Consider the following 21988-nt stretch of genomic DNA (forward strand, 5'->3'; position numbering starts at 1 on the left):
GACGAGGCAACTAAGGCGGCGGGGCTTACATGGACAGAATCAGGCGTCCGGCGAACAGAATGAGGATCACCCCCATGGTTCTTTCGAACCAGTGCCCCATGCGCATGAACAGCAGTCGCACCCGGGCGCTGGAAAAGAACAGGGCCACGATCACGAACCACAAGGCATTCACGAAGCACATCCACAGGCCGTACAGCGCCTGTATCTGCAACGGTGTCGAGGCGCTGATGATGGTGGTGAAGATCGCCAGAAAGAACAATGTAGCCTTGGGATTGGTGGCGTTGGTCAGAAACCCCGTGCTGAAGGCCTTGAACAAGGTCTGCTGCTCAGTTGACGCTGCCGCGCCGTTGTCGCCTTCAATCGTCGCTTTGGGTTTGCTGCGCAACAGGCTCACACCGAGGTACAAAATGTAGGCTCCCCCGATCACCTTGGCCACCGTCAGTAGCCAAGGCGTGGTGTGCATCAACGCGCCGACGCCGAGCAAGGTGTACAGCACATGCACGGAAATGCCCGCGCCGATGCCCAGCGCCGTGCAGATGCCCACTAAACGCCCGAAACGCACGCTTTGGCGGATGGTCACGGCGAAGTCCGGCCCGGGAGCTACCACGGCCAGAAAATGGATGGTTGCCAGCGCCAGAAACTCGCCCAGGTAATTCGAAAACATCTCAACTCCAGAAAGTCAGGGGGGAAGCATTGCCGCGGTAGCCGACAAAGAAAGACAGGCTCAATCGCGGATCGTCCACACCCGGCGTCACCGAGTGCATGCGGCGTGAATTGAACATGATGAAATCACCCGGCTCAGGGCGAATCTCCAGGGTTGGAGGGCCGAGCAAGGCCGGATCGATGCCGTAACTGTCGCCACGCATCTCGTCGAACTGGTCCGGGGAAATGTCGTGGTCCCACATCTGCAACGCGCCGCCCTCGGTCGGCATGTTCAGGTAAACGTTGCAGGCGAACTGCGCTTCCAGGCTTCTGGCCTGGAAACTGTCCGGGGCGTCCTTGGCGAAAATGTCGTGATGGGCGAGGAAGCACACCCCGGGTTTGACCACGCGCGACAGCCCGACATACATCTTGCGGCCATAGAGGTTTTCCAGGTGCGCCCCCGCCGGCCAGGACTCATCGAGCATGCAGCGCAGGGTGTCGACAGGCGAGGAGTAGGGCGCACAACGGCTGCGCAACTCGGCAATGTTGCTGGTGGCGCGCTCGAAATAGTCTTCGATCAGCAGTGGCTGGTTCTCCGCTTCGTAAAACGCCATGCCGATGCGACCGATGCTCGGTGCGTTGATGTAGCCTTCGAAGCCGGGGGCGAGGATCTTGTCGCCGATCTGGATCGCCAGTGGCCGAGGCAACAAGCCTCTGACGCGGATGGCGAGGACTTCTTCGTTGGCCAGTTTTTTTATGCACGTCTCATCGAGACGCTCGACGTCAAGCATCATGTCTTAGGTCCATCTATCAGATAGTCAACAGAGCCCGCGAACGCAGGCTCCTCCGGCGTCAGGCGATGACGGGGTCGACATCGCCCAAAAGCTCAATCCACGTGGTAGTGGACTGACAGCGTTCCCTTTTTCTGCGAAAGGGAAGCGATCGTGACCTTGCCCAAATCCTTCAGGCTACGTACATGGGTGCCGCCGCAGCCGTAGGCGGGCAGCTCACCGAAACCGATTTCACGGGCGCCTTCGCGCAACGACGTCAAGCGCGGCAGATCATGGGCGATCCATTGCTTGATGCCGTGCTGAATCGTCTGGGCATCAACCTCCTGCGCGCCATCGCCCGGTTTGAATTGCACACGTCCTTCATCCGGCCAGTGATGAGCCTTGATTGGCATCCAGCCCAGGGCCTGTACGAAGTGACCGATCAGGTGCCCCGCCGAATGCATGCGCGTATTGAACTGGCGGCGTTGCTCGTCGACCCGAATCTGGATCATGCCGAGTTTTACCGGGTGGTCGACGAAATGGATGATCCGCGCCGTTTCCTGCACCACGCGCAGCACCTGGCTTTCGCCGATCCAGCCGGTGTCACAGGGTTGCCCGCCGCCCTGAGGGTGAAACAGAGTGGCGCGCAGCACCACGGCGAACTCGTTCTCATAGGGCGTGCAATCCAGGACTTCCACATTGGCCCTGAGGTCATCACTATGGAAAAAGAGGCGAAGCGTCATATTCCATGCCCTTATTAAAGTTTCTATTTTTATTATATGAACCGTGGAATTGCGTGATAATCCGTTCAACCATCAAAGGACTGTTGTGCTGTGAGCATAAATCTTCCCCTGCCGCTGCTCGGTGAAATGGCGATTTTCGTCAAGGTTGTCGAAACCGGCAGTTTCTCCGAAGCGGCGCGTCAGTTGGGGTCTTCACCCTCGGCGGTGAGTCGCAGCATTTCGCGGCTGGAGAAGGCGCTTGCCACGCGTTTGTTGCAACGAACCACGCGCAAGCTACGCCTGAGCGACGGAGGCGAAGAGGTGTTCAAGCGCTGCCGGGAGATGGTCAGCGCGGCGAAGTCGGTGATGGAAATCAGCGGTCAGTTCACCCAGGAAGCGGAAGGGCTGGTGCGCGTCAGCGTGCCCAAGGCCGTCGGGCGATTTGTGATTCATCCGCATATGCCGGAGTTTCTGCGGCGTTATCCCAAAGTGGATGTGGAGTTGTTGCTCGAGGACCGCCAGGTGGATTTGATCGATGACAACGTCGACCTGGCCATCCGTATTACCGATCGGCCCCCTGCGGGGCTGGTGGGGCGCCAATTGCTGACTATCGACCATTTGCTCTGCGCCACGCCGCAGTACCTGGCCGAGCACGGCACACCGACTCATCCCCACGACTTGCTCAATCACAGCTGCATTTATCTGGGCGAAACCCCGAGCGATGCGCGCTGGAAGTTCAAGAAAGGCAGTAAAGCCGTGACCGTCGGCGTGCGCGGGCGTTACGCCGCCAATCACACGGGCGTGCGATTGGGCGCGGTATTGCAACACATCGGGATCGGTAGCCTGCCGTACTTCACCGCCCGTTATGCGCTGGAACAGGGGCTGATTGTGCAGGTATTACCGGACTGGACCTTTCTGGCGTCCTACCACGGAGGCGCCTGGCTGCTGCATTCGCCCACCCGCTATCTGCCGCCCAAGTTACGGGTATTCATCGACTATCTGGTGGAATGCCTGGAGAAGGAGCCGACCTTGAGCAAGCCGGGCAAGCCAAGCGCGATGGGCAAGGGCGTCGCAGCGTATGAGTTGCCGGAGAGTGATGGGTTGCTTTGACTTCCCGGCCAAAAAAAGGCCCGCATGATTAACCATGCGGGCCTTTTGCGTTACTGATTGGAGATCAGTGCTTGCTGTCCTGGTTCGACATCGCCAACAGCTGCTTTTCCTGATTCCAGTCGAACGGCTCATCGTTCTGTTCGGCTTCGTAGCGACGCTCTTCCAGCGCCTGATACATGTCGATCTCTTCATCGGACAAGTAGTGCAGGCAGTCGCCGGCGAAGAACCACAGCAGATCCCGCGGGATCAGGTGGGCAATTTGCGGATAGCGGGAAATCACTTGAGTCAGGATGTCCTGGCCCAGGTATTGGCTTTCGATCGGTTCGATCGGCAGGGATGCCAGCAGTTCGTCGAAGCGCTCCAGGAACAAGGCATGGCTTTCTTCGGGAACCTGTTCGGCCTCACCTACGGCGACCAGGATGCTGCGCAGGTGGTCGAGCAAGACGAGATGATCGGCAACGACATTGGACACGAGATAAGTCCTCAAGAGCAAAACGGGCGCGAGAGTATAAAGCTCCTGCGCCCCTTTTTCACAGAGTAAAGAGCCACATGGTAAAGAGCCCCACGTTGGTGGAGACACATGCTCCTCTGGATCAGCGGACCTTGCCCTTGCCCAGCACCAGCACCTGTTTGTCGAAATCATCGACGTCGATCACCCTGCGTTGCGCCACTTCCACCTCGCGCAAGGCCTCGGCTTCAGCCGGTTGCAAGACTCCAGCCTCCAGTGCGGCATCGATGACCGACTCCCCGACAGTGGGTTTGACCTGGCGACTTCGCAGCGCCGTGTTGAGTTTTTTCTGTAGCGGTTTGGCGGCGTTCAGCAAGTCGCAGGCGTGCTGCAGGGCGCCGACCGGATCCTCTGTCGATTGCGGGCGATAACAGCCCGCCAATAACTCCTCAAGGGTCGGATCGCCCTTGGCGCGGCCGAGGACTGCGGCGACTTTGGCCGCCAGCCTGTCCGACGGGCCTCTGTGTCGGCGACCGAACGGGAACACCAGTACCCGCAGCAGGCAGCCGAGTACCTTGTTCGGGAAGTTGGTCAGCAGTTCGTCCAGCGCACGTTCGGACTGGCCGAGGCTTTCTTCCATGGCCCAGGCGAACAACGGACGCATATGCTCCGGCGAATCGAGATCGTGATATCGCTTGAGCGCCGCGGAGGCCAGATACAGGTAGCTGAGCACATCGCCCAGACGTGCGGACAAGCGTTCGCGGCGTTTCAGTTCGCCGCCCAGCAGCATCATGCACTGGTCTGCAAGCATGGCAAAAGCCGCGGCCTGGCGGTTGAGAGCGCGCACGTAGCCTTGGCTGAGCTTGTCCCCGGGCCTGTGTTCGAAATGCCCGAAGCCAAGGTTCAACACCAGGGTGCTGGCGGCGTTGCTCACGGCAAAACCAATGTGTTTGAGCAGCAGGTCGTCGAATTCGATCAACGCCTGTTGTTTGTCTTCGCGGTGGACAAGGGCCATTTCCTTGAGCACGAACGGATGGCAGCGAATGGCGCCCTGGCCGAAGATCATCAGGTTGCGTGTCAGGATGTTCGCACCTTCGACCGTGACGGAAATGGGCGCACCTTGCCAGCTACGTGCGAGATAGTTGTTCGGGCCCATGATGATGGCCTTGCCGCCGTGAACATCCATGGCGTGACTGATGCACTCGCGACCGCGTTCGGAGAGGTGGTATTTGATGATGGCCGAGGGCACCGACGGTTTTTCGCCGAGGTCGACTGCGTTGGCGGTGAGCATCCGCGCGCTGTCCATCAGCCAGGTACTGCCGCCGATCCGCGCCAGCGCTTCCTGAATCCCTTCGAAGGCTGACAGCGGTGCGTTGAATTGCTCGCGTACCTGCGCATATTGGCCCGTCACCAGGCTGCTGAACTTGCCCGCGGCGGTACCGATGGCAGGCAGTGAAATGGAACGCCCGACCGACAGGCAGTTCATCAGCATCATCCAGCCTTCGCCGAGCATCGCCTGACCGCCGATGATGAATTCCAGCGGTACGAACACATCCTTGCCTGCGTTCGGGCCGTTCATGAAGGCGGCGCCCAGCGGCAAGTGACGGCGGCCGATTTCCACACCGGGGGTCTGGGTTGGAATCAATGCGAGACTGATCCCCAGGTCGACTTTGTCACCCAGTAGATGATCCGGGTCATAGGCCTTGAAGGCCAGGCCGATCAAGGTCGCCACCGGACCGAGGGTGATGTAGCGTTTTTCCCAGTTCAGGCGCAGGCCGAGGGTTTCCTGGCCTTCCCATTCACCTTTGCAAATCACCCCGGTGTCGGTCATGCCCCCGACGTTGGAACCCGCCATTGGGCCTGTCAGGGCAAAGCAGGGGATATCGTCGCCGCGGGCCAGCCGTGGCAGGTAATGATTGCGTTGTTCGTCGGTGCCGTAATGCAGCAGCAGTTCCGCCGGGCCGAGGGAGTTGGGCACCATGACGGTGGAAGCGAGGTCGCCACTGCGGGTTCCCAGTTTCATCGCGATCTGGGAATGGGCATAAGCCGAGAAACCTTTACCGCCGTATTCCTTGGGGATGATCAGGGCAAAAAAGCCATGCTGCTTGATGTGATCCCAGGCTTGGGGCGGCAGGTCCATCAACTGGCTGATCTGCCAATCGGTGACCATCGCGCAGAGCTCTTCGGTCGGGCCATCGATGAACGCCTGTTCCTCTTCGCTCAACTGCGCTTTTGGATAGGCCAGCAGCTTGTTCCAGTCCGGACGACCGCTGAACAGCTCGCCATCCCACCAGACAGTGCCGGCTTCAATGGCTTCACGCTCGGTTTGCGACATCGGCGGCAGGTTTTTTTGAAACCAGTTGAATATGGGCGCCGTGAACAGTTTTCGGCGCAGGTCCGGCAGCAACAGCGGGGCGGCCACGGCCGCGAGCAAGACCCAGAAAATCAGCAGCAGCCAGACGGGTGCATGGCTCGCATGTCTGAAGATGCCCATCGCCAGCAGATAAACAGCGATGATGCCCAACGCGGGCAGAGGCGCGGTGCGGCGATGTGCCAGCCAGGCAATCCCGACCACCAGAACCAGTATCCACAACAGCAACATAATTAATTCTCCTGAAGCCAGGGGCAAAACCACTCTCAGAGCTTAGACGGCATCCATAAAAGTGGGGGGTCGGAGCGATCGGGTTGAGCTTGTAGGAAGAAACGGCCGGACTTCGTCAGTTATTTCGATGGAGGGCTCGTCAACTGGGCGGGCAAGCGCTGATATTTGGCCGAAACGTCGTTATCTCTGTGCTGAAGGTGTCGCTAGACTCGTGGCTTCCTCCAGGAGATAGCTCCCATGCACGCGTATCTGAGCCCCGGCCGCTTCATCGACAGTGACCATCCCTCGGTGGTGGCGTTCGCCGAAAAACATCGTGGCGCCGGGCGCGATCCGCAGGAGCAGGCGATCAATCTCTATTACGCCGTGCGCGAGGCCGTGCGCTATAACCCCTACACCTTCAGCCGTGATCCGCAGACCTTGCGCGGCAGCTATGCGCTGGCGGCCGGGGAGAGTTATTGCGTGCCCAAAGCCACGCTGCTGGCAGGTTGCGCTCGGCATTGCGGGATCCCGGCGCGTATCGGTCTGGCGGATGTGCGCAATCACCTGTCGACGCCGCGCCTGCTCGAACTGCTCAAGAGCGATGTGTTCGCCATGCACGGCTACACCGAGCTTTATTTGAACGAGCGTTGGGTCAAAGCCACGCCGGCCTTCAATCAACAACTCTGCGAACTGTTCAATGTCGCGCCGCTGGAATTCGACGGGATCAACGACAGCGTGTTCCATCCCTTCAACCGTGACGGCGAGCAGTTGATGGAGTACCTGGTTGATCACGGCCAGTTCACCGATGTGCCTGAAGCGTTCTTTTTCGAGCACCTGGAAAAATGCTATCCGCATTTGTTCGGCGAGTGGCTGCCGCTGCAACTGGGTGACATGCAGAGCGATTTGAGTCGCGCCTGATCCGGCGTATGCTGCCTGCGCATTTATCCAACAAGGAGGCGGTCATGCTGAAGATCTGGGGTCGGAAAAATTCGTCGAATGTCAGAAAACCGTTGTGGGCCGCCGAAGAGCTGGGCCTGGCCTATGAAGCCATCGATGCCGGCGGTGCCTTTGGCGTGGTCGACACGCCTGAGTACCGGGCGATGAATCCCAACGGTCGCGTGCCGGTGATCGAAGACGACGGCTTCGTGCTGTGGGAATCCAACGCCATCGTGCGTTACCTGATGGCTCGCCATGCCAGCGGCACTGCCTGGTATCCGACGGACCTGCAAGCCCGTGCCTCGGCCGAAAAGTGGATGGACTGGACCACCTCAAGTTTTGCCGCGCCGTTTCGCACGGTGTTCTGGGGCGTGTTGCGCACCCCGCCAGAGCAGCAGGACTGGCCGGCCATCAAGGCTGCGATCAAGGAGTGCGACGATCTGCTGGCGATGGCCGATCAAGCGCTGGCGGCTAAACCCTACCTGTCGGGCGATGAGATCGGCATGGGCGACATTCCCTTGGGCAGCTTCATTTATGCCTGGTTCGAGATGCCGATCGAGCGCGCGCCGCTGCCACATCTAGAAGCCTGGTACGCACGGTTGAAACAGCGTCCGGCCTATCGCAAAGCCGTCATGACCGCGTTGACTTAATACTCACTATCGACACGCGTGACTGTACTTGTGTGGCGGCGACACGCACCATTGCGCTCGTGCGCCGTGGTTGCATTGCTCGCCGCCCGCCCTTATTTATTCCTTTCTTCCCTTCTTGGTGCGTAAATCCGATATGAGTTCCGCTCTGTCCATCCGGCAGCTAACCAAAACCTACGGCAACGGTTTCCAGGCCTTGAGTGGTATCGATCTGGACGTCGCCGAAGGTGACTTTTTCGCCTTGCTCGGCCCTAACGGCGCCGGCAAATCCACGACCATCGGCATTCTCTCGACCCTGGTGAACAAGACCAGCGGCACGGTGAATATCTTCGGTCACGACCTGGACAAAAATCCTGCGGCGCTCAAGCGCTGCATTGGTGTGGTACCCCAGGAATTCAACTTCAACCAGTTCGAAAAGACCTTCGACATCGTCGTGACCCAGGCCGGTTACTACGGCATTCCGGCGAAAATCGCCAAGGAACGCGCCGAGCAGTACCTGACCCAACTGGGTTTGTGGGACAAGCGCGATGTGCCGTCACGCTCCTTATCTGGCGGCATGAAGCGCCGACTGATGATCGCCCGGGCGCTGGTCCACGAGCCACGCCTGCTGATCCTCGACGAACCGACGGCGGGGGTGGACATCGAATTGCGTCGCTCGATGTGGACCTTCCTCACTGAACTGAACAAGAAAGGCATCACCATCATCCTCACCACCCACTACCTGGAAGAGGCTGAGCAGTTGTGCCGCAACATCGGCATCATCGACCACGGCACCATTGTCGAGAACACCAGCATGAAGCAGTTGCTCAGCCAACTGCATGTCGAGACGTTCCTGCTGGACCTGAAGAACACCTTGCAAGTGGCGCCGCAGTTGCTCGGCTACCCGGCCAAACTGATCGACAGTCATACCCTGGAAGTCCAGGTCGACAAGGCCATGGGCATTACCGCGCTGTTCACCCAATTGGCGCAGCAGAACATCGAAGTGTTGAGCCTGCGTAACAAAACCAATCGCCTCGAGGAGTTGTTCGTGTCCCTGGTGGAGAAAAATCTGTCGAAGGTGGCGGTATGAGTTCCGAGCTGCAACCCAACCTCGTCGCCCTCAATACCATCGTTTACCGTGAGGTCAAGCGCTTCACCCGGATCTGGCCGCAGACTCTGCTGCCGCCGGCCATCACCATGGTTCTGTACTTTGTGATCTTCGGCAATCTGATCGGTCGGCAGATCGGCGGCATGGGTGGCTTCACGTACATGGAGTACATCGTGCCGGGGCTGATCATGATGTCGGTGATCACCAACTCCTACGGCAACGTGGTGTCGAGTTTCTTTGGCAGCAAGTTCCAGCGCTCCATCGAGGAATTGATGGTGTCGCCGGTGTCGCCGCATACCATTCTGATTGGCTACACCCTGGGCGGCGTGCTGCGCGGGTTGATGGTCGGGCTCATCGTGACGCTGCTGTCGCTGTTTTTCACCACGCTACAGGTGCATCACCTGGGCGTAACCGTTCTGGTGGTGCTGCTGACGGCGACGATCTTCTCGCTGCTGGGCTTCATCAACGCGGTATTTGCGCGCAATTTCGATGACATCTCGATCATCCCGACCTTCGTGCTGACACCGCTGACGTACCTGGGCGGGGTGTTCTACTCGATCAGCCTGTTGCCACCGTTCTGGCAGACCGTATCGCTGGCCAACCCGGTGCTGCACATGGTCAACGCCTTCCGTTACGGCATCCTCGGCGTGTCGGACATCAAGATCAGCGTGGCGATCGCTTTCATGCTGGTAGCGACTGTTGTGCTGTACATCGGTTGTGCGCGGCTGCTGGTGAGTGGGCGCGGGATGCGTACCTGATCAAGACCGTGTCGCGGCCTTCGCGGGCAAGCACCGCAAAAAGAAACGGCCTCCCAAGTGGAGGCCGTTTTTCATTCCTGCATCCGGCTGCGCTTACGCCGTGCCCACTGCCGACTCACCCACCAGCGCCAATACATCATCACCAGACAATAAGCCAACACCCCAAGCACCAGCCCTGTTACCACCGAGCCCAGTAAAAACGGTTGCCACAAAGTCGAGAGCTCGCCGCTGATCCATGCCCAGGTCAACTCGTCCGGCAAGCTCCTGGCAGGGACGTCCATCAGCCAGGCGCCGGTCTGGTAGGTGCAGAAGAACACCGCCGGCATGGTGATCGGGTTGGTCAGCCAGACCAGGCTGACCGCTATCGGCATGTTGCCGCGCACTACGATGGCGAGGATGGCAGCCAACAGCATTTGCAACGGGATGGGCAGGAACGCCGCGAACAGGCCGACGGCCATGGCCCGCGCGACGGAGTGACGATTGAGGTGCCAGAGGTTCGGGTCATGCAACAGGGTGCCAAGAAAGCGTAAGGATTTGTGTTCCCTGATGCTGGTCGGGTCTGGCATGTAACGTTTGAATAAGCGCCGGGGCATAAGGCTTCTCGGTCGGTTAAGGCGGCAAGTATGTCTGGATTCTACGAACCGCCCATTCAGACTTTGTGACAATTGTTAACGACGCCTGTGCGGCGCGACGGCTAAGCCTAGGGAGGGGACTCTCAAGGACGGGCTTATGCGCACAGGGATGATGGCGCTGGCGTTGGGTCTGCTGGCCCTGCGTTTTTTGCCGGCACTGCCGCCGGCAGGGTTGTGGCTGTTGTTGCCGGTAGTGGGTTTGATGTTGCTGCCGTTTCGAACCTTTCCACTGGCATTTTGGTTGTTCGGCTTCAGTTGGGCGTGTGCGAATGCGCAGTGGGCGCTGGATGATCGTCTGGCGCTGAAGCTCGATGGCGAGACTCGCTGGGTCGAAGGTCGGGTTACCGGCTTGCCGCAACAGGCCGAGGGTGTGGTGCGTTTCGAACTGACCGACAGTCAGTCGCGTCGCACCCAACTGCCTCGGCACCTGCGTCTGGCCTGGTATGGCGGGCCGCCCGTCAACAGTGGCGAGCGGTGGCGGCTGGCAGTCAAATTGAAGCGTCCTGCCGGGTTGCTCAACCCCCATGGTTTTGATTACGACGCCTGGTTGCTGGCCCAACGTATTGGCGCCACCGGGACCGTCAAGGACGGTCAGCGACTGGGGGAAGCACAGTGGGCCTGGCGCGACGGCATTCGTCAGCGTTTGCAGGCCGTGGATGCGCAGGGGCGAACGGGGGCGCTGACGGCGTTGGTGCTGGGGGACGGCGCCGGGCTGAGCCGTGAAGACTGGCAGGTGCTGCAAGACACCGGCACCGTGCATCTGTTGGTGATTTCCGGGCAGCACATTGGTTTGCTGGCGGGGCTGGTGTATCTGCTGATCGCCGGGCTGGCGCGCTATGGCTTATGGCCCAGGCGCTTGCCGTGGCTGCCATGGGCATGTGGGCTGGCGTTCGCGGCAGCGCTCGGTTATGGGCTGCTGGCCGGTTTCGAGGTGCCGGTGCGTCGGGCCTGCCTGATGATTGGTCTGCTGTTGTTGTGGCGGCTACGGTTTCGTCATCTCGGCGCCTGGTGGCCGCTGTTGCTGGCGCTTGACGGTGTTTTGCTGCTGGATCCGCTGGCGAGCCTGCAACCGGGTTTCTGGTTGTCCTTTGCGGCAGTAGCGGTGCTGATTTTCACCTTTGGCGGGCGATTGGGCCCGTGGCGTTGGTGGCAAACCTGGACCCGTGCCCAATGGCTGATCGCGATCGGTCTGTGCCCGCTGCTGTTGGTGCTGGGGTTGCCGATCAGTCTCAGCGGGCCGCTGGCCAATCTTCTGGCGGTGCCCTGGATCAGTCTGCTGGTCTTGCCGCCGGCCTTGCTCGGAACGCTGTTGTTGCCCGTTCCTTATGTGGGCGAGGGGCTGCTGTGGTTGGCTGGCGGTCTGATCGACCTTTTGTTCAAGGGGCTGGCGTTGATGGCCGGGCAATTGCCCGCGTGGGTGCCGGTGGCGGTTCCGTTGTGGGTTTGGGCATTCGGCACGTTGGGCGCATTTCTGCTGTTACTGCCACCGGGCGTGCCGTTGCGCCCGTTGGGCTGGCCGATGTTGCTGTTGCTGGTTTTTGCGCCCCGGCACTCGCTGCCTGAAGGCGTCGCCGAAATCTGGCAACTGGATGTCGGCCAGGGGTTGGCCATTCTGGTGCGCACCCGCCATCACACGCTGCTGTATGACGCCGGGCCACGGTTCGGCGATATCGACCTGGGTGAGCGGGTGGTGTTGCCAACATTGCGCAAACTGGGGGTGAATGGACTTGATCTGATGCTGATCAGCCACGCCGACGCCGACCATGCTGGTGGGGCGCGAACAATTGCCAGGGGATTGCCGGTGACGCGGGTGCTGAGCGGCGATCCAATGGCCCTCGCAGACGAGTTGCACGCCGAGGGCTGCGAGAGCGGTCAACAGTGGGCTTGGGACGGCGTGCGGTTCCAGCTCTGGCAGTGGTCATCGGCCAGCGACAGCAATCAGAAATCCTGCGTGCTGCAGATCGAAGCCAACGGCGAGCGGTTGCTGCTGACCGGCGATATCGATACCGCGGCCGAGCGGGTGCTGCTCGACGGTCCATTGGTGGTGCCGACGGACTGGTTGCAGGCCCCGCACCACGGCAGTCGCAGTTCATCTTCGATGGCGTTGCTCAGCGCTCTGCAGCCCAAAGCGGTGCTGATTTCCCGTGGCAACGGTAATTCTTTCGGCCATCCCCATCCCACAGTCGTGGCGCGCTATCAAAAGCGTGGCATGGCGATCTACGACAGCGCCGAGCAGGGTGCCATTCGTCTACAACTGGGGCGCTTCAAACCACCTTGGACGATGCTTCAGGAACGGCGTTTCTGGCGCGATCCGCCAGCATTGCGCCAGTAACCCGCATCACTAAAGCCCGACCGGATGCGACATCGCGGTCTTCGGTGCGCCCACCCCCTATGTTAGAGTGGCGCACTTTTTCGAGGGGACTGTCACTGTGTGGGAATTGGTCAAATCCGGCGGCTGGATGATGCTGCCGATCATTCTGAGTTCCATCGCGGCCATGGCGATCGTCGCCGAGCGTCTCTGGACCCTGCGCGCCAGCCGCGTGACCCCGGAGCACTTGCTCGGGCAGGTCTGGGTCTGGATCAAGGACAAGCAACTCAATAAAGAAAAACTCAAGGAATTGCGCGCCAACTCTCCGCTGGGCGAGATCCTGGCTGCCGGTCTGGCGAACTCCAAGCATGGTCGCGAGATCATGAAAGAGTGCATCGAAGAGGCCGCCGCGCGGGTGATTCATGAGCTCGAACGTTACATCAACGCCCTGGGCACCATCGCCGCCATGGCTCCGTTGCTGGGGCTGCTGGGTACGGTGCTGGGCATGATCGATATTTTCAGTGCGTTCATGGGCACGGGCATGGGCACCAACGCAGCGGTGCTGGCCGGGGGTATTTCCAAGGCACTGATCACCACCGCCGCAGGCCTGATGGTCGGCATTCCGGCCGTGTTCTTCCACCGCTTCCTGCAACGTCGGATCGATGAGCTGGTGGTGGGCATGGAGCAAGAGGCGATCAAACTGGTCGAGGTTGTACAGGGTGATCGCGACGTGGACCTGGCCGAGGGTAAAGCGTGAAATTCCGTCGTAAACCGCGGGAAACGGTAGACATCAACCTCGCGTCGTTGATCGACGTGGTGTTTATCCTGCTGTTGTTTTTCGTCGTGACCACCACGTTCACCCGTGAAACCCAGTTGCGCGTCGACCTGCCGGAAGCGGTCAGTGGCTCCCCGGCCGAAGACCAGCAGCTCAAGCAACTGGACATCGCCATCAGCGCCGACGGGGCATATTCGGTCAACAACCAGTTGTTGCCGAAGAACGACCTGACCAGCCTGATGGAAGCGCTGCAGAAAGAATCCAATGGCGACACCAATCTGCCGCTGTCCATCAGCGCCGATGGCAAGACGCCTCATCAGTCCGTCATTACTGCCATGGACGCTGCCGGCAAGCTCGGTTTCAGCCATTTGCGCATGACCACTGTCGAGGCGGCGCCAGCGTCCTGATGGCCATGTCCGATCGATTGCTCGCCGCGTGGTACGAAGGTCATCCGGCGTTGAAGCTGTTGCAGCCTCTTGAATGGCTGTATCGACGCGTGGTCACTGGCAAGCGCGAGCGCTTTTTGGCGGGCGAGGGCGAGATCTATCAGTCGCCGGTGCCGCTGATCGTGGTCGGCAATATCACGGTGGGCGGCACCGGCAAGACGCCACTGATTCTGTGGATGATCCGGCACTGCCAGCGCAGCGGTTTGCGGGTCGGTGTGGTCAGCCGTGGTTACGGCGCCAAACCGCCGCAATTGCCGTGGCGGGTCGCGGCGGATCAAGGCGCGGACGTGGCGGGCGATGAGCCGCTGTTGATCGTCCAGCGCACCGGCGTGCCGCTGATGATCGACCCGGACCGCAGCCGTGCGGTCAAAGCCTTGCTGGCGAGTGAGCCGCTGGACCTGATCCTCTCCGACGACGGTATGCAGCATTACCGGCTGGCTCGTGACCTGGAACTGGTGCTGATCGACGCCGCTCGCGGCTTGGGCAACCGCCGTTGTCTGCCCGCCGGACCATTGCGCGAACCGGTCGAGCGCCTGCAAAGCGTCGATGCGGTGCTGTACAACGGCGCTGCCAATGATCGCGAAGACGGTTTTGCCTTCCAGTTGCAACCCACCGAGCTGGTCAACCTGCACAGCGGCGAACGGCGGCCTCTGGACCACTTTCCCGCTGGCCAGGCTTTGCATGCCGTGGCCGGGATCGGCAATCCCCGGCGTTTCTTCACGACCCTCGAAACGCTACACTGGCGGCCAGTGCCCCATGCATTTGCCGACCACGCCGAGTACAGCGTGCAGGCCTTGAATTTCACACCGTCATTGCCAGTGGTGATGACAGAAAAGGACGCGGTGAAGTGCCGTGCCTTCGCCGCCGCCGATTGGTGGTACCTGGCGGTCGATGCTGCGCCATCGCCGGCCTTCGTGGCCTGGTTCGATACGCAGCTGATGCGCCTGTTGCCGGCTCGTCTTTTGCCTTAACTCCGTTTCTATCCAGGGAATGTACATGGACACCAAATTGCTCGACATCCTCGCTTGCCCGGTCTGCAAAGGCCCGCTCAAGCTCAGCGCCGATAAAACCGAGCTGATCAGCAAGGGCGCCGGCCTCGCGTACCCGATTCGCGACGGCATCCCGGTGATGCTCGAAAGTGAAGCGCGCACCCTGACCACCGATGAGCGTCTGGATAAATGACTACAGCCTTTACCGTTGTCATTCCATCGCGTTACGCCTCCACCCGCTTGCCGGGCAAGCCGCTGCTGCTGATCGCCGGCAAGCCGATGATCCAGCATGTCTGGGAACAGGCGAGCAAAAGCAGCGCCCAGCGTGTGGTGGTTGCCACCGACGATGCGCGCATCGTCGAGGTCTGCAAGGGCTTTGGCGCCGAAGTGGTGCTGACTCGCGAAGATCACAACTCCGGCACTGACCGCCTGGCCGAAGTTGCGGCGAAACTGGGCCTGGCCCCGGACGCGATCGTGGTCAATGTTCAGGGCGACGAGCCGTTGATCCCGCCAAGCGTGATCGATCAGGTCGCCACCAACCTGGCCGCTCACACCGAAGCACGCATGGCCACCCTGGCCGAGCCGATCGAAGACGTCGAAACCCTGTTCAACCCCAATGTGGTCAAAGTGGTCAGCGACCTCAATGGCCTGGCGCTGACCTTCAGCCGTGCCACCTTGCCGTGGGCTCGGGACGCGTTTGCCAAAAGCCGCGAGCAATTGCCGGAAGGCGTGCCGTATCGCCGCCACATCGGCATTTATGCTTACCGTGCCGGTTTCCTTCAGGACTTCGTCACCTGGGGCCCGTGCTGGCTGGAAAACACCGAGTCTCTGGAGCAGCTGCGTGCCCTCTGGCACGGCGTGCGGATTCACGTCGCCGATGCGCTGATCGCACCGCCCACCGGTGTCGACACCGTTGAAGATCTCGAGCGCGTTCGTCGCCTGCTGGAGGCCTGATGCGGGTCCTGTTCGTCTGCCTGGGCAACATCTGCCGTTCCCCCACGGCTGAGGGCGTATTGCGGCACAAGCTGCGTGAGGCTGGGCTGGCCGACCAAGTCGAGGTGGCTTCCGCCGGCACCGGCGACTGGCACGTCGGCAAGGCCCCGGACAAGCGCAGTCAGGCTGCGGCGAAACTGCGCGGTTATGACCTGTCCGCCCAGCGCGCTCAGCAAGTGACCCGCGCCGATTTCGCCTCCTACGACCTGATCCTGGCGATGGACAACAGCAACCTGCGCCACCTCAAGGCCATGCAACCGGCCAAGGGCAAGGCCGAGCTGGATTTGTTCCTGCGTCGCTACCAGTCGGAAGTCGATGAAGTGCCGGATCCTTATTACGACGGCGACCAAGGCTTCGAACAGGTAYTGGACTTGATCGAGCGCGCCAGCGATCTGCTGGTGATCGAATTGAAGGGACGGCTATGAGTTTGCAGGTTCAACCCCGGGTTTCGCTCAAACCGTACAACAGCTTTGGCGTGGACGTTCAGGCGCGGCTGTTTGCCGAAGCCCATAGCGATGCCGACGTGCGCGAAGCCCTGGCCTACGCGCTGGCACACGAAGTGCCGGTGCTGGTGATCGGTGGCGGCAGCAATTTGCTGCTGACCGCCGATGTGCCGGCACTGGTGCTGCGCATGGCCACACGGGGGATTCGCCTGTTGAGCGATGACGGCAACCAGGTGGTGATCGAAGCCGAGGCGGGCGAGCCGTGGCATCCGTTTGTGCAACACACCCTGGCGCAAGGGTGGTCGGGGCTGGAAAACCTCAGCCTGATCCCCGGCACCGTCGGCGCGGCACCGATGCAGAACATCGGCGCTTACGGTGTCGAGATAAAGGACGTATTCGCCGGCCTGACGGCCCTTGATCGCCAGACCGGCGAGCTGCGGGAGTTCACGCTGGCCGAGTGCAACTTTGCCTACCGCGACAGCCTGTTCAAACAGGAACCTGGGCGCTGGTTGATCCTGCGGGTGCGTTTCACCCTCTCGCGCATCGCGCATCTGCACCTGGAATACGGCCCGGTGCGTCAGCGCCTGACCGAGCAGGGTATTGATCACCCGACGCCGACCGATGTCAGCAAGGCCATTTGCAGCATCCGCAGCGAAAAACTCCCGGACCCGGCCGTACTCGGCAATGCCGGCAGCTTCTTCAAGAATCCGTTGGTGCCAGCCGCACTTGTGGCACAACTCAAGGGTGAATACCCGGATCTGGTGGCGTATGTGCAGCCCGATGGGCAAATGAAGCTGGCGGCGGGCTGGCTGATCGAACGCGCCGGCTGGAAAGGCTTTCGCGACGGCGATGCCGGTGTGCATAAATTACAGGCGCTGGTGCTGGTCAACTACGGCGCCGCCACGGGCCTGCAATTGCTGAATCTGGCGCAGCGCATTCAGAAAGACATTGCAGAGCGTTTCAAGGTCGACCTGGAAATGGAACCCAACCAATATTGAGGCTACGCTTTCAGGCTGATCAAAAAGCCCTGCACATTTTCAAATGTGCAGGGCTTTTTTGTTAATGCTCAGTTAACTTAGCCAGCTAACGATGCAAGCATTTGCTCCATCAAAGGCCCGGTGCAGACGTCGCGTCTACATAAGAGAGCCGATTAGCCTGAGTCGATCTGCGTGTAGTGAACCGCGAACCCCAAGCGGCAGATTGCTCGACCCCATAACCTCGACCTCTTTAATGAGAAAAAAATGGCGGGCGTGCCCATGATTACCCTGAAACTCAATGGAAAAGACCATCAACTCGATGTCACCGAGGACATGCCGCTGCTCTGGGCGATCCGTGACGTTGTTGGCTACAACGGCACCAAATTCGGCTGCGGCATGGGCTTGTGTGGCGCTTGCACCATTCATATTGACGGCGCGCCCGCGCGCAGTTGCATCACGCCGATCGGCTCGGTGGTCGGCCAGAACGTCAGCACCATCGACGACCTGCATGCCGACCCGGTGGGCAAGATCGTCCAGCAAGCCTGGCTCGACAGCGCCGTGGCTCAGTGCGGTTACTGCCAGGGCGGACAGATCATGTCGGCCACCGCGCTGCTGAAAACCAACCCGAACCCCAGCGACGAGCAGATTGAGGAGGCAATGGTCGGCAACATCTGCCGTTGCGGCACCTACAACCGGATCAAGACCGCCATCCGCCAGGCATCCACTCACCTGAAGGAGGCCAAGGCATGAGCCAGCTACCGAATGATTTTGCGCTGAGTAATCTCAGCCGCCGTGGTTTCCTCAAAGGCGTGGGTGCCACCAGCGCGTTGGTGCTGGCGGCCAGTTGGGGCTGGCAGGATGCGCTGGCCGCGGAGAAAGACAAGAAGTTCGGCGCCGATGGCATGCCCAACGGCTGGATCGATGACCCGAAGGTTTACATCAGCATCGCCGCCGATGGCAGCGTGACGGTGATTTGCAACCGTTCGGAAATGGGCCAGGGCGTGCGCACCAGCCTGACCATGGTGGTGGCCGATGAACTGGACGCCGACTGGGCACAGGTCAAAGTGCAGCAGGCGCCGGGTGACGAAGTTCGCTTCGGCAATCAGGACACCGACGGTTCGCGCAGCATGCGTCACTGGTACGAGCCGATGCGCCGTTGCGGTGCTGCTGCGCGGACCATGCTTGAGCAAGCCGCTGCCGAGCAATGGAAAGTGCCGATCGGCGAATGCCATGCGCAACTGCACAAGGTCATCCATAAACCGAGCGGCCGTGAACTGGGCTACGGCGCGTTGGCCGCAGCAGCCAGCGCGCTTACGGTGCCGGCCCGCGACAGCCTGCGGCTCAAGCAACCGTCGGAGTTTCGCTACATTGGCAAGGAAGGCACCAAGGCCATCGACGGTGCGGACATCGTCAACGGTCGCGCGGTCTACGGCGCCGATGTGCATTTCGATGGCATGCTCTTCGCCACCATCGCGCGTCCGGCGGTCTACGGCGGCAAGGTCAAATCCTTCGATGCCGCCGCTGCGATGAAAGTGCCGGGGGTGATCAAAGTCCTGCCAATCGAAAGCCGTCCATTGCCGTCCGAGTTCCAGCCGCTTGGCGGTGTGGCCGTGGTGGCCAGCAACACCTGGGCGGCGATCAAGGGCCGCGAAGCGCTGAAGATCGAGTGGGATGACGGCCCCAACGCCAGTTACGACTCGATCGCCTACCGCAAGGAACTCGAAGCCGCGTCGCTCAGGCCCGGCAAAGTGGTGCGCAATACCGGCAGCATCGACCAGGCCATGAGCGCTGCCGACAGCACCCTCGAAGCCTCCTACTATCTGCCGCACCTGACGCAATCGCCGATGGAGCCGATGGTCGCCATCGCCCGTTTCAAGGACGGTGTGTGCGAGGCCTGGGCGCCAAGCCAGGCGCCGCAAGTCACTCGCGAACGGATCGGCGAGCGCTTGGGCATTCCATTCGATAACGTCACATTCAACGTCACCTTGCTCGGCGGCGGTTTCGGTCGCAAGTCCAAGCCGGACTTCGTCATTGAAGCGGCGATCCTGGCCAAGGAGTTTCCGGGCAAAGCGGTGCGGGTGCAGTGGACCCGTGAAGACGACATCCACAACTCATATTTCCATACCGTGTCCGCCGAATACCTGAAGGCGAGCCTGAACAAGGACGGCCTGCCGTCCGGCTGGCTGCACCGCACGGTGGCGCCGAGCATTACCGCGTTGTTCGCGCCGGGCATGAACCATGAGGCGGCTTTCGAACTGGGCATGGGCTTTACCAACATGGCGTACGCGATCCCCAACGTGCGCCTGGAAAACCCTGAAGCGACGGTTCACACGCGGGTCGGCTGGTATCGCTCGGTGTCGAACATTCCCCACGGCTTTGCGATTCAGAGCTTTGTCGATGAACTGGCCCATAAGGCCGGCCAGGATCCGCTCAAGTACCAGATCAAGCTGCTCGGCCCGGACCGTCAGATCGATCCGAGCACCTTGAGTGAAGAGTGGAACTACGGCGAATCCCCTGAGCGCTATCCTATCGATACCGCGCGGATGCGCACGGTGCTGGAAACCGCCGCCAAAGCCGCCGGTTGGGGGCGTGAATTGCCCAAGGGTCGTGGCCTGGGCCTGGCGGTGCATTACAGCTTTGTCACTTATGTGGCAGCCGTGATCGAAGTCGAAGTCAAAGACGATGGCACGCTGATCGTGCACAAGGCCGACATCGCCGTGGACTGCGGCCCGCAGATCAACCCCGAGCGGATTCGCTCGCAGTTCGAAGGCGCCTGTGTCATGGGCCTGGGCAATGCAGTACTGGGGGAAATCAGTTTCAAGGACGGCAAGGTTCAGCAGGACAACTTCCATATGTACGAGGTGGCGCGCATGTCCCTGGCACCGAAGGAAGTCGCCGTGCACCTGGTCACGCCACCGGGCAATGTACCGTTGGGCGGGGTCGGTGAGCCGGGCGTGCCGCCGATTGCGCCAGCGCTGTGCAACGCGATCTTCGCCGCCACCGGCAAGCGCATCCGCAGCTTGCCGGTGCGCTATCAGCTGCAAGGCTGGCAGAAGGCTGACGCCTGATGGACAGCGTCGATCTGAACGTCCTGCGCAGCGTGCTGGAATGGCGCCGCGCCGGTCAGCGGGTGATGTTGTACAGCGTGGTCCAGACCTGGGGCACTGCGCCCCGGGCACCTGGCGCCATGCTGGCCTTGCGTGGCGATGGCGTAGTGATTGGCTCGGTGTCCGGTGGGTGTGTCGAGGATGACCTGATTGCCCGGCTGCACGATGGCCGTATCCCGGCCGATGGGCCGCCGGTGCAGTTGATTACTTATGGCGTCACTCGTGAGGAGGCCGCGCGGTTTGGTTTGCCCTGCGGCGGCACGTTGCGCCTGACCGAGGAGCGCGTCGGCGATCCGGCGTGGGTCGCCCAGTTGCTGGCGCGCTGCGAGGCGCATGAAATTGTTGCGCGCTCGCTGGATATTGCGACCGGTGAAGTGGTTTTGCAGCCGGCGAACAAGCACGATGTGCTGAGTTTTGATGGCAACATACTGCGCGCCATTTACGGCCCGCGTTGGCGATTGTTGTTGATCGGCGCGGGGCAGCTATCGCGGTATGTTGCCGAGATGGCGCGGCTGCTGGATTTCGAAGTGCTGATCTGCGATCCGCGCACCGAGTTCGTCTACGGTTGGGAAGAGCAACACGGTCGCTTCGTTCCGGGCATGCCCGACGAAGCGGTGCTGACCATCCAGAGCGACGAACGCACCGCCATCGTCGCACTAACCCATGATCCGCGCCTGGATGACATGGCGCTGCTCACGGCCCTGGATTCCAGGGCGTTTTATGTCGGTGCGCTGGGCTCGCGAGTCAACAGCCAGAAACGTCGGGATAACCTGGCTCAGCTAGGCTTGTCCCAACAGGCCATCGAGCGTTTGCACGGCCCGATCGGTTTGCACATCGGCAGCCATACTCCGGCGGAAATCGCCTTGTCGCTGCTGGCCGAGATTGTGGCGATCAAGAACGGCATCGAGCTCAAGCAGAAGAGGCCGTTGCAGGAGGGCGTATGAGTGACTCCATTGGCGTTATCGTTCTGGCCGCGGGGCAGGGCAGCCGGTTTCGACAGGTAGCGGGAGACGATAAGGACAAGTTGCTGGTGGACTGCACCGCCCGTGATGGCATCACCGTGCACTCAATGATCGAGCAGGTGCTGGTGAATCTGCCGGCCGCGCTTGAGAAGCGCGTGCTGGTGACCACGGCGGACCGCCCGCAAGTGATTCGCATGGCGCAGGCCTATGGTTGCGAGATTGTGCGGATCGAGTCGACCGGCCTGGGCGACAGCATTGCGGCGGGTGTGGCGGCGTGTTCGCACCTCGATGGCTGGCTGATCATGCTGGGGGATATGCCGTTTATCCTGCCGGCGAGTATTGAACAGGTCGTCGCGGCTATTGCCGATGACGCCGTCAGCGTGCCGGTGCATGAGGGGCAATACGGGCACCCGGTGGGGTTCGGGCGAAGCTTCGGTCCGGGATTGATGGCGTTGACCGGCGATCAGGGCGCCAAGTCACTGTTTGCGCAGGCGAGGGTGGTCGAGGTGGCGGTGGAGGATCCCGGGGTGTTGTGGGATGTGGATACCCCAGAGGGGTTGGTCTTCGCCTGATACACCGCCGTCGCGGTTATCCTGCATTGCAACGGACATAAAAAAGCCCCGCCTGGATCACCAGGCGGGGCTTTTTAGTGGCC

The 21988-nt window shown here is 61.1% G+C and carries 23 protein-coding genes; 17 read left to right on the forward strand and 6 right to left on the reverse strand.

Features of this window, described 5'->3' with window-relative positions; translation table 11 throughout:
- Positions 1-25 precede the first annotated feature (25 nt).
- The 3 genes from AC1D2Q_RS13660 to AC1D2Q_RS13670 all read right to left on the reverse strand — a co-directional run bounded on the left by AC1D2Q_RS13660 (position 26) and on the right by AC1D2Q_RS13670 (position 2155).
- Positions 26-664 (reverse strand): LysE family translocator, encoded by a 639-nt coding sequence (locus AC1D2Q_RS13660; protein WP_477813502.1) that lies wholly within the window; start codon positions 662-664, stop codon positions 26-28.
- Position 665: 1 nt separating this feature from the next.
- Positions 666-1436 carry a 2OG-Fe(II) oxygenase gene (locus AC1D2Q_RS13665; protein WP_192379515.1) on the reverse strand — a complete coding sequence of 257 codons (771 nt, stop codon included), beginning with the start codon at positions 1434-1436 and terminating at the stop codon, positions 666-668.
- Positions 1437-1528: 92 nt separating this feature from the next.
- On the reverse strand, positions 1529-2155 hold the full coding sequence (locus AC1D2Q_RS13670) for an alanyl-tRNA editing protein (protein ID WP_477813503.1): 627 nt from the start codon (positions 2153-2155) through the stop codon (positions 1529-1531).
- A gap of 90 nt (positions 2156-2245) precedes the next feature.
- On the opposite strand from AC1D2Q_RS13670, the gene AC1D2Q_RS13675 reads away from it, so the two are divergent.
- Complete coding sequence (locus AC1D2Q_RS13675) at positions 2246-3244, forward strand: LysR family transcriptional regulator (RefSeq protein WP_477813504.1); 999 nt, start codon at positions 2246-2248, stop codon at positions 3242-3244.
- Between the two features lie 64 nt (positions 3245-3308).
- Here AC1D2Q_RS13675 and AC1D2Q_RS13680 read toward each other — a convergent pair whose 3' ends face one another.
- Together AC1D2Q_RS13680 and AC1D2Q_RS13685 are read right to left on the reverse strand one after the other, a co-directional pair.
- Positions 3309-3716: a PA2817 family protein gene (locus tag AC1D2Q_RS13680; protein ID WP_305409863.1), complete on the reverse strand. Its 408-nt coding sequence runs from the start codon at positions 3714-3716 to the stop codon at positions 3309-3311.
- Between the two features lie 121 nt (positions 3717-3837).
- The gene (locus tag AC1D2Q_RS13685) at positions 3838-6294 is read right to left on the reverse strand and encodes an acyl-CoA dehydrogenase (protein WP_477813505.1); all 2457 of its coding nucleotides are present in this window, start codon (positions 6292-6294) and stop codon (positions 3838-3840) included.
- Between the two features lie 237 nt (positions 6295-6531).
- Between AC1D2Q_RS13685 and AC1D2Q_RS13690 the strand changes: the two genes are divergently transcribed.
- The 4 genes from AC1D2Q_RS13690 (at position 6532) to AC1D2Q_RS13705 (ending at position 9701) form a co-directional block, all read left to right on the forward strand.
- Entirely contained in the window at positions 6532-7191 is a 660-nt protein-coding gene (locus AC1D2Q_RS13690; RefSeq protein ID WP_477813506.1) for a transglutaminase-like domain-containing protein, read from the forward strand.
- 44 nt (positions 7192-7235) lie between these two features.
- Complete coding sequence (locus AC1D2Q_RS13695; protein ID WP_477813507.1) at positions 7236-7859, forward strand: glutathione S-transferase family protein; 624 nt, start codon at positions 7236-7238, stop codon at positions 7857-7859.
- A 133-nt stretch (positions 7860-7992) separates the two neighbouring features.
- Entirely contained in the window at positions 7993-8925 is a 933-nt protein-coding gene (locus AC1D2Q_RS13700; protein ID WP_477813508.1) for an ABC transporter ATP-binding protein, read from the forward strand.
- The gene (locus AC1D2Q_RS13705) at positions 8922-9701 is read left to right on the forward strand and encodes an ABC transporter permease (RefSeq protein WP_018926238.1); all 780 of its coding nucleotides are present in this window, start codon (positions 8922-8924) and stop codon (positions 9699-9701) included. Before AC1D2Q_RS13700 ends, AC1D2Q_RS13705 begins: the two co-directional genes overlap by 4 nt.
- Before the next feature lie 71 nt (positions 9702-9772).
- On the opposite strand, the gene AC1D2Q_RS13710 is transcribed toward AC1D2Q_RS13705, so the two are convergent.
- Entirely contained in the window at positions 9773-10294 is a 522-nt protein-coding gene (locus tag AC1D2Q_RS13710; protein ID WP_477813509.1) for a DUF2062 domain-containing protein, read from the reverse strand.
- A gap of 136 nt (positions 10295-10430) precedes the next feature.
- Here AC1D2Q_RS13710 and AC1D2Q_RS13715 point away from each other — a divergent pair, with 136 nt between their 5' ends.
- The 12 genes from AC1D2Q_RS13715 to AC1D2Q_RS13770 all read left to right on the forward strand — a co-directional run bounded on the left by AC1D2Q_RS13715 (position 10431) and on the right by AC1D2Q_RS13770 (position 21905).
- Positions 10431-12665, forward strand: coding sequence for a DNA internalization-related competence protein ComEC/Rec2 (locus AC1D2Q_RS13715; protein ID WP_477813510.1), 2235 nt, complete (start codon positions 10431-10433; stop codon positions 12663-12665).
- A gap of 97 nt (positions 12666-12762) precedes the next feature.
- Positions 12763-13398 (forward strand): MotA/TolQ/ExbB proton channel family protein, encoded by a 636-nt coding sequence (locus AC1D2Q_RS13720; protein WP_162556235.1) that lies wholly within the window; start codon positions 12763-12765, stop codon positions 13396-13398.
- Entirely contained in the window at positions 13395-13823 is a 429-nt protein-coding gene (locus tag AC1D2Q_RS13725; protein WP_018926235.1) for an ExbD/TolR family protein, read from the forward strand. Before AC1D2Q_RS13720 ends, AC1D2Q_RS13725 begins: the two co-directional genes overlap by 4 nt.
- Complete coding sequence (gene lpxK / locus AC1D2Q_RS13730) at positions 13823-14833, forward strand: tetraacyldisaccharide 4'-kinase (RefSeq protein WP_477813511.1); 1011 nt, start codon at positions 13823-13825, stop codon at positions 14831-14833. The genes AC1D2Q_RS13725 and lpxK overlap by 1 nt, the downstream gene beginning before the upstream one ends.
- A gap of 25 nt (positions 14834-14858) precedes the next feature.
- The gene (locus AC1D2Q_RS13735) at positions 14859-15044 is read left to right on the forward strand and encodes a Trm112 family protein (RefSeq protein ID WP_003179363.1); all 186 of its coding nucleotides are present in this window, start codon (positions 14859-14861) and stop codon (positions 15042-15044) included.
- Positions 15041-15805 (forward strand): 3-deoxy-manno-octulosonate cytidylyltransferase, encoded by a 765-nt coding sequence (kdsB, locus tag AC1D2Q_RS13740; RefSeq protein WP_477813512.1) that lies wholly within the window; start codon positions 15041-15043, stop codon positions 15803-15805. Before AC1D2Q_RS13735 ends, kdsB begins: the two co-directional genes overlap by 4 nt.
- Complete coding sequence (locus tag AC1D2Q_RS13745) at positions 15805-16269, forward strand: low molecular weight protein-tyrosine-phosphatase (RefSeq protein ID WP_477813513.1); 465 nt, start codon at positions 15805-15807, stop codon at positions 16267-16269. Before kdsB ends, AC1D2Q_RS13745 begins: the two co-directional genes overlap by 1 nt.
- Positions 16266-17285: a UDP-N-acetylmuramate dehydrogenase gene (murB, locus tag AC1D2Q_RS13750; RefSeq protein ID WP_477813514.1), complete on the forward strand. Its 1020-nt coding sequence runs from the start codon at positions 16266-16268 to the stop codon at positions 17283-17285. Before AC1D2Q_RS13745 ends, murB begins: the two co-directional genes overlap by 4 nt.
- 258 nt (positions 17286-17543) lie before the next feature.
- On the forward strand, positions 17544-18014 hold the full coding sequence (locus AC1D2Q_RS13755; RefSeq protein ID WP_477813680.1) for a (2Fe-2S)-binding protein: 471 nt from the start codon (positions 17544-17546) through the stop codon (positions 18012-18014).
- Entirely contained in the window at positions 18011-20332 is a 2322-nt protein-coding gene (locus AC1D2Q_RS13760) for a xanthine dehydrogenase family protein molybdopterin-binding subunit (RefSeq protein ID WP_477813515.1), read from the forward strand. Before AC1D2Q_RS13755 ends, AC1D2Q_RS13760 begins: the two co-directional genes overlap by 4 nt.
- Positions 20332-21315, forward strand: coding sequence for an XdhC family protein (locus tag AC1D2Q_RS13765; RefSeq protein WP_477813516.1), 984 nt, complete (start codon positions 20332-20334; stop codon positions 21313-21315). The genes AC1D2Q_RS13760 and AC1D2Q_RS13765 overlap by 1 nt, the downstream gene beginning before the upstream one ends.
- Positions 21312-21905 (forward strand): nucleotidyltransferase family protein, encoded by a 594-nt coding sequence (locus tag AC1D2Q_RS13770; protein WP_477813517.1) that lies wholly within the window; start codon positions 21312-21314, stop codon positions 21903-21905. The genes AC1D2Q_RS13765 and AC1D2Q_RS13770 overlap by 4 nt, the downstream gene beginning before the upstream one ends.
- Positions 21906-21988: the final 83 nt, after the last annotated feature.

It is taken from the genome of Pseudomonas sp. P1_A1 (assembly GCF_056406935.1).